The sequence below is a fragment of the Dactylosporangium siamense genome (assembly GCF_016862795.1).
Taxonomy (GTDB): domain Bacteria; phylum Actinomycetota; class Actinomycetes; order Mycobacteriales; family Micromonosporaceae; genus Dactylosporangium; species Dactylosporangium siamense.
The window spans coordinates 29904-43114 of record NZ_BONQ01000168.1; the positions used below are offsets into that span (position 1 = coordinate 29904).

The following is a 13211-nucleotide window of genomic DNA, read 5'->3' on the forward strand; positions in this document are numbered from 1 at the left end:
GGGTGAAGCTGGTTGCGAGCGCGGTGCTCACTGGTCCTGAATGAGGCCGAGGACGTTGCCGTCGGGATCGGTGAAAGTGGCCACCAGGCGGCCGCCGCCGACGTCGTGCGCCGCCTCCCGCACCGTGGCCCCGGCGGCGGTCACCTCGGCGAGCTTCGCCTCGATGTCCGGTACGTGCCAGTAGGCGACCGGGGCGGTCATGCCCTGCGGTCCACCGTTCGGCACCAGCCCGATGTGCTGACCGTCGGCCTCGAAGCCGACGTAGTAAGGAGTGTCGTTCTCCGGTTCACGGCCGAGCAGGGCCGCGTAGACCTCCTTGGCCTTGGCCAGGTCGGACACGGGGTGCAGCACAGTCCTGATCATGGTTGCTCCCGTCGGCGCGATCTGTTGTGCTCCTAGCTTTCAGCCCGTCCCGCTCGGTGGGCATCCGTGGTGACCACGGAACCGACCACGGATCGCCGGCACGGATGGCACACGGAGCGGATGCGACAGAATGTGACCATGGCGATCGAAGGTGACATCTCCCCGAGGGAGGCCGAGGTGTTGGAGCTCCTCGGCGCTCACCGCAGCAACGCTGAGATCGCGGCGCAACTGTTCATCTCGGTGCGCACCGTCGAAAGCCACGTCTCCTCACTGCTGCGCAAGCTGGACCTGCCGGATCGGCGAGCGCTCGCCCGGCACGCAGCCGTCGACCGGCCGCATCGGGAACCGGTCCCCCTGCCGGGCCCGTTGACCTCGTTCATCGGCCGGGCCAGGGAGCGGGCCGCGCTGGCCGAGATGATCATGGCGCATCGTCAGGTGACTGCGGTCGGTCCCGGCGGCGTGGGCAAGACCCGGCTCGCGTTGGCGGTAGCAGCGGAGGTAGCCGGCCGGCACGCCGATGGGGTGTGGTTCGTCGACCTGATCCCGGTCACCGATCCCGGCCTGATCGCGACCGCTGTCGCGGGTGCGCTGGGACTCGGCGAGCAGCCCGGCCGCGACCTGATCGAGTCGGTGGTCGCCGCGCTGACCGACCGTCAGGCGTTGCTGGTGCTCGACAACTGCGAGCATGTTGTGGACGGGGTGGCGCTGTTTCTCGAGCGGCTGCTCACGGCCTGCCCTCGAGTGACCGTTCTGGCGACCAGCCAGGCCCGGCTGATGGTGCCGTTCGAGCGGGTGTATCAGGTCCCGCCGTTGTCGCTGGCCGGCGAGTCGGACGCGGTCGCGTTGTTCATGGAGCGGGCGCAGGCGGCCGGCTGGCCCCTGGAGCCGTCACAGCACGACCAGGTCGCCGCGATCTGCGCGCGGCTGGACGGCATGGCGCTGGCGATCGAGCTGGCCGCAGCCCGCCTTCCGACGTTGGGGCTGGACGGCATCACCGCCGCCGTGTCGCACCCGCTTCGGATGCTCATCGGCGGCTCCCGTGCCGATAAGCGGCACCGCTCAGTCCGGGCCGTGCTGGACTGGAGTCACGCCCTGCTGGAGCCGGACGACCAGGAGCTCCTGCACCGCGTGTCGATCTTCGTAGCGCCCTTCACCGTGTCGGCGGCGGCCGAGGTTTCCGGATCCGCGACAGGCGTGGTCGCCGACGGACTGGCCCGACTTGCCGAGCAGAGCCTGCTGGGGGTGACGGCATCCCCGAAGGGCACCCGCTACCGGGCCTTGGAGACCATCCGCCAGTACGGGACGGAACGGCTCAGCCAGGCCGGTGAGCTGGCCGGCGCCCGGGCCCGGCACCTGCGCTGGTGCCTCACTCAGGCCGCCGACCTGGCGGTGGCCGGGCCGGACTGGCGGGCCCGGTTCGACGCGGCGGCGGACGAGCTCCGCGCATCGCTGAGATGGGCGGCGAGCGAGCCGGAGCAGCGCGCGGACGCCTACCGCCTGGCCCGGCAGCTGGCCGAGCTGACGTTCACCCGCCATCTGATCGGGGAGTCGCAGCAGCGATACGAGCAGGCGTCCACACTCGCCGACGAACCCGCCGCCACCGCGTCCATGCTCCGGCAGGCCGCGGAGGTGGCCGGCTGCCGCACCCGCGGCGATGACCTGTATCGCCTCTACCGCGCCGCCGCGGACGCCGCTCGCCGTGCCGGGGACAGCGCCGGCGCCGCCGTGGACCTGGCCACCGCCGCCACCGCCGCGTATCGGTTCTCGAGCACGTTCGGGCAGATCCCGCCCGAGGCAGAGGCGATCGCCCTGGTCGGCGAGGCCCGCGAGCTGGGAGGCGACGACCCGGCCGCCGAGGCGGCGGTGGCGCTGGCGGAGGCCGGGGTGCTCAGCGACGCGTTCGGCGCGGTGCAGGGCCCGGCCGACAACGCCGTGCCGGAGACGCTTGCGCGCGCCGGACGTGCGGTCGAGCTGGCTCGCCGGCTCGGCAACCCGCTCGCGGAGTCCGCTGCGCTCGACGCGCTCACCGCGGCACACGCCTGGGCCGGTGACACGTTCGCTTGCGCAGCCACGGCCGGGCGCCGGATCACGCTGCTCTCCACCATGGCGGACCAGCCGGAGACGCCGGGCGGTATCCACGAGCTGATCGACGGGCTCGGCATGGCCGTGCAGACCAGCCTCGGCGTGGGAAACCTGGCAGCCGCCCGGCGGAGGGGACGCCAGCTGGCCGACCATCCGGCACTGGCCGAGGTCGGCCATCGGGCCACGAGCTGGCTCCTGGTCACCGACGCGCTGGCGGGCAACGTCGAGGAACTGCTCGCCGGCAGCACGCGCTTCCTCGACGCGTGGCGGCGTGCGGGCAGCCCGGCCAAGGCGACCCTCGGCCCGGCGGCTGCCGCAGTGGCGATGATCCACAACTTCCGCGGCGACCACGACGCCGAGCGCGAATGGCAGGTGGTGCTGGATCGGCTCGGCGACTCATCCGAGCGCACGTATGGCTATGGGGCACTGTTCGACGGGATGCGGATGCTCCATCACGGGCGCGCCGGGGAGGCCATGGAGCGGATGGCGCCCGAACCCGGCGAGGTGTGGAAGTGGGTGACCTGGATCTGGCTTCACTGGTACGTGGCGATACGCGCCGAGGCAACCGTGCTCGCCGGAAGTCCCGAGGCGCGCGACCGCCTGACCGACGCCCGCGCCGTCACTGCCGGCAACCCGGTCGCCGGCGCCATCGTGGAGCGGGCGGAGTCCGTCCTCGACCAGGACCACAAGCGCCTGCTCGCCACCGCGGACGTATTCGAGGCCGCCGGTTGCCGCTACCAGGCAGCCCGGACGATGGTGCTCGCCGGTGGCGAGCATGCCGCCCGTGGCGCCGCCGTCCTGGCTGCTCTCGGGCTCGACCCGCAGGCGATGGTGCTCGTTCGTTGACCGAAGGCGGTGTTCAGCCTCAGAACAACCGAGCCCGATGCCGCTCCAGAAACGCCTCGACGTGCTCGGCGTGGTCCGGCCGGCTCAGCAGGAACCCCTGCCCCAGCTGGCACCCCGCCGCCCGCACCACGTCGACATGCGACTCGGTCTCCAGCCCGCACGCCACCACGTCGATCCCCAGCCGCCGGGCCAGACCGACCACCACGTCGACGATCGGGGTCGCCGGGGCCCGCTGCCCGGCCGGCTCGCTGAACAGGACCTGGTCGATCTTCAGGACGTCGACGGGAAGGCGGCGCAGGTGGGCGAGTGCGGTCGGGCCGGTGCCGAAGTGGTCGATCGCGGTGCGCACGCCGAGTGCCCGCAGGCCCGCGAGCTGCTCGATCGCGCCCGCGTCGTCGGGCAGTGCGGCCTCGGCGACCTCGACGATCAGCGACTCGGCGGGGACGCAGTGGGTGTCGATGGCGGTGGCGACGGTGGCGAGCCAGCCGGGGGCGGCGAGCTGGCGGGCGGAGGCGTTGACCGACATCCACAGGTCGCGGCCGTCGCCACGCCAGCGGGACAGTTGGCGGCAGGCCTGGTGCAGGGCCCACTCGCCGAGCTCCTCGGCGAGGCCGAGCTCCTCGGCGACGGGCAGGAACTCCTGCGGTGGGACGGCGCCGAGGCGGGGGTGCCGCCAGCGCAGCAGGGCCTCGGCGCCGACGGGGCGGCGCGTGACGAGGTCGACGACGGGCTGGTAGACGAGGTCGAGCTCGCCGCGGCCGACCACGCCGGGGAGCTGCTGCTCCAGGTCGGTGCGGCGGACGAGGGCGGCCTCGAAGGACTTGTCGTAGCACTCGACGCGGCCGCCGTCGCGGCCCCGGGAGAGCTGCCGGGCGCGGCGGCGGGCGATGTCGGCGTGGCGGAGGGCGTCCTCGGCGTCGGTGGCGCCGAGCAGGTCGGCGACGCCGACGTCGGCGGTGAGGTGCACGGTGTGGCCGGGCAGGTGGAACGGCTCGGCGAAGGCGGTGGCGAGGCGGGTGGCGAGCGCGAACGCGTGCACGAGCGGCGCGTCGGTGAGGACCGCGAACCCGGCACTGGCGAGGCGGGCGGGCAGGTCGTCGCGGCCGACGCCGGTGCGCAGCCGGCGGGCGGCCTCGACGAGCACGGCGTTGGCGACGGTCGGGCCGTGCAGGTCGGCGACGCTCTCGAAGCGGTCGAGCTCGACGACGAGCACGGAGCCGGCGTCGGCGGTGGCGGTGCGATGCGCCTCGGTGACGCTCGCCAGGAACTTGCGCCGGTTGGCGAGGCCGGTCTGGTCGTCGGTCCAGGTGGCCTCGTCGAGGCTGCGCTGCAGCTGGGCCCGGTCGCCGACGTCGCGGACGTGGACGACGACGCCGGCCACCTCGGGGGCGGCGCGCTGGTCGCTGACGGTGGACTCGGTGTCGCGCCAGCGGCCGAAGCCGTCGCGGAGGCGGGCCTGGACGAGCACGTGCTGGCGGCCGGCGAGGACGGCGTGCAGCGCCTCGGTGGCCGGGGCCGCGTCGGCGGGGTGCAGCAGGTCGGTGAGGGGGCGGCCGAGGACGTCCTGGTCGGAGAGGCTGAACTGGCGGGCCGCGGCCGGTGACTGCCACCGCACGACGAGGTCGGCGTCCAGGACGACGGTGACGTCGGTCGAGCCGGCGACGAGGGTCTTGAAGTGCGCCTCGCGGGTGGCGAGGACCCGGGCGTAGCTGCGGATGTCGCGGGCGGCGAGGGCCTCGCGGAGCGCGACGGCGACGACGGCGGCGAAGCCGAGGCCGAGCGCGGCCCGGTCGAACCGGCCGCCGGTGAGCAGGTGCAGCACGGACACCGCGATGGCGAGCAGGGCCGGGCCGACGAGCAGCGGGTAGCCGGCGAGGGTGCCGCTGCTGTCGGCGGCGTGCGGGCTGGTGGGCACGTCGTCGGCACGGCGGGCGCCGGTGACGATGAGGAACGGGCCGGCGATCAGGGCGAGCCCGGCGGCGACGAGGCCGGCGGCGACCCAGTCGGCGGTGGGGCCGAACGGGTGGTCGGGGCTGCGCAGCGCGGACAGCAGGACCGTGAAGACGCCGAGCCCGACGATCGATAGCGCGGCTCCGCCGGCGCAGGCGATCGCGGCGGGGCGGTGCCGGACGGCGCGCAGGCCGGTGACCACGGCGACGGAGACCGCGACGCAGCAGGTGACGGCGACGGTCAGCGGCAGCGGGCCGGCGAGGGCGGAGGCGGCCGGCCCGGAGGCGAGGACCCAGACGCTGTAGCACAGGGTCACGCCGATCCCGGCGCCGTCGAGGAGGCGGCGCAGCCGGGCGCTGACCGTCGGCGCGGTGCCGGGCAGCAGGAGCAGGCCGAGCAGGAACGTGGGCGCGGCGACGAGGGTGGTGACGGCGGCGACGAGGCCGGGCGCGGCGATCGACGGGGTCAGCGCGGCGACGCCGGTGGCGGCCACGCCGAGGCCGGTGAACAGGGCGCCCATGCCGAGGAACCCGGCACCACGGCACGGCCCGAAGGAACGGCGGCCGTGGTGGATCCGCAGGGCGAGGCGGATCAGCGAGCCGGCGTGGACGAGCGAGCCGGCGGTGACGCCGGCGGCGACGGCGCCGAAGGACAGCTCCGGACCGGCGGAGGCCGCGGCGCTGAACGCGGCCATCGCGGTGACCAGGACGAGCCAGAACATGCGCGGGTTGCTGACCACGGTCGTGTCGCTTTCGCGAGGCAATGGGCACGGGGGGATTCGTGCTCAACTCGCTCAACGATCCGAGCCGCCTGAGGTTACCGCCGGGTTGTGACAATCTCCTGGACGGCGGCGAGCCGGGCGGCGCGCTGCTCGTCGGTGACGGTGCCGCGGATCAGCTCGTCGAGCAGCAGCCCGTCGATGAGGGCGATCGCCAGCCTGGCCCGCTCCGCCGAGCCGAACAGCGCGGTCCCCTGCTCCACGAACCCGTCGGCCAGCCGGGCCGCGGAGGGGCCGAGCTCGGCCCGGGCCTGCGGGTCGAGCATGAGCATGAATCGCGCGCGGGTGCGGGCCGCGTCGCCGTGCACCCAGCCCCGGAGCACGTCGGCAAGGTCCCCCGCGCGGGAGTCAGCACCATCCAGCAACGCGATGCGGGTCAGCGCGGCGGTCAGCAGCGCGGCGCGGCTGGGGAAGTGGTAGCCGCACGTCCCCTGCGGCAGCCCGGCCCGCGTGTCGACGGCCCGGTGGGTCAGCGCCCGGACGCCGCCGGTGCCGATCACCTCGATCGCCGCGTCGGCCAGGCGGGTCTTGCGATCCGCGTCACGAGCGTTCACACCACGATGCTACAGGTGTAGCGTGAAGTCACTACAGCTGTAGCAACAGGGAGGAAGACATGCACGCGATCGTGGTCGGCGGCGGCATCGGCGGGCTGGCGACGGCCCGCGGGCTCGGACAGCAGGGCTGGGACGTCACGGTCCTGGAGCGGCAGCCCGACCTTCGGCAGATCGGCGCCGGCATCTCCCTGTGGCCCAACGCGCTGCGGGCGCTGCACCACCTCGGCCTCGCCGACGCCGTCGAACGCGCCGGCGGCCGCGTCCGCGGCGGCGGGCTGCGCACCTGGGACGGTCGCTGGCTCAGCCGGGTCGAGCTCGGCGCGCCCCCGCTCATGCTGCACCGCGCCGACCTGCACGAGATCCTGCTCGACGGCCTGCCGGCGACAGTCAGGACGGCAAGCCCCGTCACCGACGTCCATGCGCTCGACGCGGACCTGATCGTCGGCGCCGACGGCATCCGCAGCGCCGTGCGGACGGCGTACACGCCGAAAACGAAGATCCGTGACAGCGGTCAGGTGTCCTGGCGCGCGGTGGTGGCGGCCGAGACATCAGGCGGCGGCGAGACCATGGGCCGGCGTGGCTGGCGTTTCGGGTATGCGCCGACCGGCCACGGCACCGTCTACTGGTACGTCGCCGCGCCCGGCCCGCTGCGCACCGGCACCCCGGCCGAACAGCTCGCCGAGCTCCGCGGCGAACTCGGGAGCTGGCACGACCCGGTCGGCCGCCTGCTGGACGCCACCACGCCCGAGCACCTGCTGCACCACCCGCTGCTGGAGCTGCACCCGGTCGCCCCGATGCGCTTCGGCGAGCGGGTGGCGCTGGTTGGCGACGCCGCACACGCCATGACGCCCAACCTCGGCCAGGGCGCCTGCCAGGCCCTCGAGGACGCGGTCACCCTGGCGCTCCTGCTGCCGAAGGGTGCTTCGCTTCCGCCGGCATTGGAGGTGTACGACCAGCAGCGCCGCGCCCGCACCGCCGCGATCTCACGGCAGTCCCGGCAGATCGGCCGGCTGGTCGGCGCGAAGGGCAGGCTCAGCGGCGCGCTGGTGCGGACGCTGTTGCGCCTCACCCCGGACCGGCTGGCCGCCGCCGGCGCGCAACGGGTCGCCACCTGGTCCCCTGAGGACGTCAACCGCGCCGCCGGCGTCAGGCCGGCAGGCGGGCGCCGTTGACCTCGTCGCGGCCGAGCCAGCTCTTCAACCGGTGCCGCAGCCCCTTCGGCTCGGGCACGTCGTCACCCACGATGTCGGCCACGACCGCGGTGATGTTGTCCGGCCCGCCCGCCCGCATGGCGAGGTCCACGAGCCGGTCCGCGCACTCGGCGACGTCGTCGTGCTCCCGCAGGACCTCCTCGATCGTCTCCGCCCGCAGCACACCGGACAGGCCGTCGCTGCACAGCAGATACCGGTCGCCGGCCCGCGCCGGGACCACCGAGTAGACCGGGTCGGTCGGCTGGCCCTGCAGGACCCGGCTGACCAGGGACCGCTGCGGGTGCGTCGCGGCCTCCTCGAGCGTGATGCGGCCCTCGTCGACCAGCATCTGCACATACGTGTCGTCGCGGGTCACCTGGTCGAAGTCCTCGCCGCGCAGCAGATACGCCCGGGAGTCACCGATGTGGACGAGCCCGACCCGGTCGCCGGAGAACAGGATCGCGGTGAGCGTCGTGCCCATCCCCTGCTTCTCCGGGTCCGCCTCGACCTCGTCGCGGATGCGCCGGTTGGCGTCGGAAACGGCGGTGCGCAACGCGGTCAGCAGGTCGCTGCCGGCGAACTCCTCGTCGAGCGGCGTCATCGCCTCGATCGCGAGCCGGCTGGCGACGTCGCCGGCAGCCATGCCGCCCATGCCGTCGGCGACCGCGAGGAGCCGGCCACCGGCGAACATCGAGTCCTGGTTGTTGCTGCGGACCATCCCGACCTCGGTCCGGGCGGCCCACTCCAGCGCGAGGGGGCGCGGCTGCGACTCTTCCATGGCCGTCAGCGTGCCCGATCGACACAGACAGCGTCTGTACGCACTTCTGCGTATCGTGGCCGCATGCCCGCCACCCCGTTCATCGGACGAGCCGAGGAGCTCGCCGAGATCACGGGTGCCTGGACGGCCCAGACCGGGGCGGCGTCCGGCAACGGCCCACGGGTCGTGCTGGTCACGGGCGAGGCCGGCAGCGGGAAGAGCAGGCTGGTCGCGGAGGTCCTGGAGCGCCTCGACCCGCCGCCACCGGTCGTGCTGGCCGGCGCGGCCCGAACCCTCGGCGCTGCACCGCACGACTGGCTGGCCTCCGTGCTCAGCGGGCACCCCCTCGACGGCGGCGTGCCGGCCGAGCTCGCGCAGCGCTCCCCCGCCCCCGGCGCCGGGACCCGGCTGGCGCCCGCCGCGATGCTGCGGGCCGCGGTCGACGTGGTCCGCACCCTGCTCGACGGGCGCTGCGGCGTCCTCGTCGTGGAGGACCTGCACGACCTCGACCCGGCCAGCCTGACGCTCATCGGCGAGCTCGCCGCGACCGCCGCCCTGCCGGCGCTGCTGCTGGTCACGACCCGCCCGCCGCAGGAGGCCGCGTTCGCACCGGCCGCCGCGCGGACCCTGCGCCGACTCAGCGGCGCACCCTCGGTGGTCCGGGCGCACCTCGCGCCGTTCAACGCCCGCGAGACGGCCGAACTGATCGAGGCGCACCGCGGCGGCGCACCGGCCCCGGAGACGGTCCGGGCGCTGCTGACCCGCACCGGCGGCAACCCGTTCTGGCTGACCGAGCTGGTCACCGCCCGCGGCGACCTGGCCGGCGCGCCACTGCCCGCGCACGTCGCCGGCCTCCTCGTCGAACCCCTCGCCGGCGAGCCGGCCCTGGTCGGGCGGGTCGCCCGCGCCGCGGCGCTGCTCGGCGACCCGGTCGAGACCGACGTCCTCGTGCACGTCTGCGAGGGCGAGATCGAACCCGCGCTGCGCCGGCTGCTGGACCTCGGCATGCTGGTCATCGCCCCCGACCTGGCCCCGGCCGGCCCGCTGCGGTTCCGGCACCCGCTGCTGCGCGACGCCCTCGCCCGCAGCGCCCTGCCGAGCGAGCGGGCCAGGGTCCACGGCCTGGCCCGGGCCCTGGCGGTCGAGCTCGGCGACGACGCCGCCCTCGCCAGGCACGCGGCCGCCCTCGGGCGACTGGGTGAGGCGAGTGCGGCAGCGGTGCGCGGTGCCCAGGCCAGCCTGGCCGCCGGCCTACCGGACGCCGCCCTCGAACTGGTCGACCTCGGCCTGCGCGCCGGGGACCCCGCCGACCCGGCCCGGCCCGATCCGACCCGCCGCGACCTGGCTCGCGTCGGCGCGGCCGCGGCCTTCGTGGCGGGCCGGTTCACCGCCGCGGAACGGCACGCGGCGGACTGGCTGCGCCAGGCGGCCGACCCGGCCGGGCGCTCCGACGCGCACCGGCTCCTCGCCGAGATCCGCTGGTGTCTCGCCGACCGCGCCGGCCACCTGGCCGCCCTCGCCGACGCCCGCGCCGCCCTCACCGCGCCGGGGGACAGCACCGGGAGCGGTGGTGCGGCCGCGGGGGTGGGGGCGCGGCAGGCGGCGGCGGAGGCGGCGAGCGCGTTGCGCCTGTCCGAGCCGGCGCAGGTGGTGCCCCTGGCGGAGGCGGCGATGGTGGTCGCCGAACGGACCGGGGAGAGCATCGCGTCGGCCGGGGTCACGCTCGGGACCGCACTGGCGTTCAGCGGGGCGCACGACCGGGGCGTTGCCCTGCTGCACGCCTGCCGCCAGATCGCCGAGCACGACCGGGACCCGGTGACCGTCGGCCGGGCCGTCAACAACCTCGTGGCGGTCAGCCTGCCCCGGCTCGGCGACGTGACCGGGCGGCGGTTGTTCGACGAGGCGATGGCCGCGATCGGCCGGGCCGGCCTGGAGTTCTGCGCGGGACGCACGACCGCGCTCGGCGTCGCGCACGCGCTGCGGACCGGCGACCTCTCCCGTGCGGAGACGCTGGTGTGGTCCCGGCTGCCGATCGAGACCGACCCCGTCGAACGGGTCCGGTTCGCGGCGACCGCCGGACTCCTCGCGGTCGAACGCGGCGACGATCCCCTCGCCGTGCGGCTCCTCGCCCGCGCCGACGGCGAGGGTCGTGACGTGGGCCTGGTCCGGGTGCTGCGGGTGGCGGTCGCGGCCCGGGGCGTCCACCCCGTCGACCCGGCGCTCGCCCTCGCGGATTGCGTCGGCCGGTGCCGGCCGGCCCGCCTGGTCGAGGCGGCGCGGTGGGCCCTGCACGGTGGCGTGCCGGCCGCGACGGTCGAGGACCTCGTCGGCGACGCCGTCGGCGCGGCGCCGCAGCTGCGGCTGCTCCTGGCGGTCGCGGCGGGCCGGGACGCGGCCGCCGTCGACCTGCTGCCCGCCGCCCTGCACCACGGCCACCCGGCCAGGCCCAACCACGGCGACCAGACCCGGCCCGATCACCGCGACCCGGGCCGGTCCAACCACAGCAACCCGACCCGACCCGACCACGGCGACCCGAGGCGGCTCGACCACGGCGACGCGGGCCGGCTCGACCACGGCGGCCCGGGGCGGCCCAACCACGCCGGCCCGGGCCGGCCTAACCACCGCGACGCGGGGCGGCTCGACCACCGCGACGCGGGTCGGCTCGACCACGGTGACCCGGCTGCGGTGGGCGGCGGCGGGGGCGGCACCGTCGAGGTGGTGGAGGCCGCACCGTACGACGCCGCGGTGCACACCGCCGTCGCGCACGCCCTGCTGCGGCTCGGCCGCGCCGGCGACGCCCGGCAGCACGCGGAGCGGGCGGTCGCGCTGCTCGTGCACTGGCCCGGCTGGCGGCTCGCCGAGGCGGAGACCCTGCTGCACAGCCTGCGGGCCGGCGGCGACCTCACCGCCCGGGAGATCGAGGTGCTCGGCTGCCTCGCCGCGGGCATGTCGAACCAGCAGGTCGCCAGCTCACTGGGCATCTCGATCAGGACCGTCACCGTGCACGTGTCCAACCTGCTGCGCAAGACGGGCGCGGCGTCGCGGACCGAGGCGGCGATGTGGGCGGTCCGGCATCGGGTCGTCACACCGAGCTGAGGCGGGGCCCGGGATTGCTGTCGTCACACCGGGCCTGGTTCGTCACACCCTGCCTGGGTCGTCACACCTGCCTGGGTCGTCACACCGAGCTGAGGCGGGGCCCGGGATTGCTGTCGTCACACCGGCCTGAGGCGGACCTGGGATTGCTCCTGCATGGGTCCAGGAGCTACGTCAGGTGCGGCCAGGCTGCTTTCACACCGTAACATCGCCCATCTAATCGACCTTGCGGAAATTACCTTCCGCGTCAGGTCAGTGACGCGGCGAACGCGGCCACGGCGGCGTCGAGTTCATCGTATGCGGCGGCGGTGGTGATGCCGCCCTCGCGACGGCGGTCCACCAGCTGGTTGCGGAGCCGGTCGACGCGCGGCCCGGCGTCGACCGGCTGTCCCATGATGTTGTTGACCTGGTTGCGGATGTCGCCGGCGACGTCGGTGCGGATCTCGCCGGCGGCGGAGCGGCGGTCGACGACGTCGAGGACGGCCTGGCCGGCCTGCTGCGGGCTGAGCCTGGACGTCGCCGGCGACGACGGCGGCAGCGACGACGGCTGGCCCGTCGTGGCGCCGGCGGACGGGGTGCGGCCCCGGGTCGGCGTGGGGGTGGCCGCCGGCGTCGGCTGGACCGTGACCGCCGGTGGGATCGACACGACGATGCTCACCTTCGGGGCCGGGGCGGTGGTGTCGCGCCGTGCACTGTCGCGCCACACGTAGCCGAGCCCGGCCAGCACCGACGCCGCCAGGACGACGGCGAGCACCGTGACCCACCGGCGGCGGCCGCGTTCTGACGCCGATTCCAGGATGGCCGCGACCTCGGCGGCGGTGGGACGTTCCGTGGGGTCGGTGGCGAGGCAGCGCAGGCAGGCGGAGGCGACGGCGGGCGGGAGGCCGGGCACGTTGAGGGCGGGCCGCTGGTCCAGAGCGACGGCCCGCTCGAGCTCGTCCCAGGTGCCGGCCTGCACGGGCGGTGCGCCGGTGAGCATCTCGAACAGCAGCACGCCGAGCGCGTACACGTCGGTGGAGCCGCTGGCGGGCGCGCCGACGAGCCGCTCCGGCGCGACGTAGGGCGGGGTGCCGAACGTCAGCGTGTCGCGCTGGCCGACGTCGGCGGCGATGCCGAAGTCGAGCAGCTTGACGCCGTCGGTGGTCAGCATGACGTTCTCGGGGGTGACGTCGCGGTGCACGACGCCGCGGCGGTGCGCGGCGTGCAGCACGTCGGCGACGGTGGCGGCGACCGCGACGGCGTCCACCCAGGGCAGCGGGCCCTCGGCGAGCCGGCCGGCGAGGGAGACGCCGTCGAGCAGCTGCATGACGACGTACGCGGCGATGCGCCCGTGCGGGGTGACCGTCTCGCCGTAGTCGTAGACGCCGATCGCGTTGGGGTGCTCGATCCGTGCGGCGGCGCGGGCCTCGCGGCGGATCCGCTCCCGCTGGCCGCCGTCGGTGCCGACCGGGCCGTCGAGGACCTTGACGGCGACGGTGCGCTCCAGGTTGGAGTCCCAGGCCCGCCACACGACGGACATGCCGCCCGCGCCGACGGGTTGTCTCAGGATGTACCGGCGGGCCAGGACGTCGCCCTGCCGGAGCTGACCGTCATGCATC

At 75.2% G+C, this 13211-nt stretch carries 7 protein-coding genes and 1 pseudogene; 3 read left to right on the forward strand and 5 right to left on the reverse strand.

Annotated features, from left to right (window positions below; genetic code table 11):
• Positions 1-27: 27 nt before the first annotated feature.
• Positions 28-363, reverse strand: coding sequence for a VOC family protein (locus tag Dsi01nite_RS50580; RefSeq protein WP_203853668.1), 336 nt, complete (start codon positions 361-363; stop codon positions 28-30).
• Positions 364-501: 138 nt separating this feature from the next.
• Here Dsi01nite_RS50580 and Dsi01nite_RS50585 point away from each other — a divergent pair, with 138 nt between their 5' ends.
• Positions 502-3291 carry an ATP-binding protein gene (locus Dsi01nite_RS50585; protein ID WP_203853669.1) on the forward strand — a complete coding sequence of 930 codons (2790 nt, stop codon included), beginning with the start codon at positions 502-504 and terminating at the stop codon, positions 3289-3291.
• 19 nt (positions 3292-3310) lie between these two features.
• Here the strand turns inward: Dsi01nite_RS50585 and Dsi01nite_RS50590 are convergent, their stop codons facing one another.
• Together Dsi01nite_RS50590 and Dsi01nite_RS50595 are read right to left on the reverse strand one after the other, a co-directional pair.
• On the reverse strand, positions 3311-5962 hold the full coding sequence (locus Dsi01nite_RS50590; RefSeq protein WP_203853670.1) for a putative bifunctional diguanylate cyclase/phosphodiesterase: 2652 nt from the start codon (positions 5960-5962) through the stop codon (positions 3311-3313).
• Positions 5963-6057: 95 nt separating this feature from the next.
• Positions 6058-6573 carry a TetR/AcrR family transcriptional regulator gene (locus tag Dsi01nite_RS50595; protein ID WP_203853671.1) on the reverse strand — a complete coding sequence of 172 codons (516 nt, stop codon included), beginning with the start codon at positions 6571-6573 and terminating at the stop codon, positions 6058-6060.
• A 59-nt stretch (positions 6574-6632) separates the two neighbouring features.
• Between Dsi01nite_RS50595 and Dsi01nite_RS50600 the strand changes: the two genes are divergently transcribed.
• Positions 6633-7745, forward strand: a complete 1113-nt coding sequence (locus tag Dsi01nite_RS50600) for an FAD-dependent oxidoreductase (RefSeq protein ID WP_203853672.1) — start codon at positions 6633-6635, stop codon at positions 7743-7745.
• A gap of 49 nt (positions 7746-7794) precedes the next feature.
• Here Dsi01nite_RS50600 and Dsi01nite_RS50605 read toward each other — a convergent pair.
• A pseudogene (locus tag Dsi01nite_RS50605) lies at positions 7795-8541 on the reverse strand (PP2C family protein-serine/threonine phosphatase); the annotation flags it as partial.
• A 63-nt stretch (positions 8542-8604) separates the two neighbouring features.
• On the opposite strand from Dsi01nite_RS50605, the gene Dsi01nite_RS50610 reads away from it, so the two are divergent.
• The gene (locus Dsi01nite_RS50610; protein WP_203853674.1) at positions 8605-11616 is read left to right on the forward strand and encodes a helix-turn-helix transcriptional regulator; all 3012 of its coding nucleotides are present in this window, start codon (positions 8605-8607) and stop codon (positions 11614-11616) included.
• A gap of 244 nt (positions 11617-11860) precedes the next feature.
• Here Dsi01nite_RS50610 and Dsi01nite_RS50615 read toward each other — a convergent pair whose 3' ends face one another.
• Positions 11861-13210: a serine/threonine-protein kinase gene (locus tag Dsi01nite_RS50615; protein ID WP_203853706.1), complete on the reverse strand. Its 1350-nt coding sequence runs from the start codon at positions 13208-13210 to the stop codon at positions 11861-11863.
• Position 13211 lies beyond the last annotated feature (1 nt).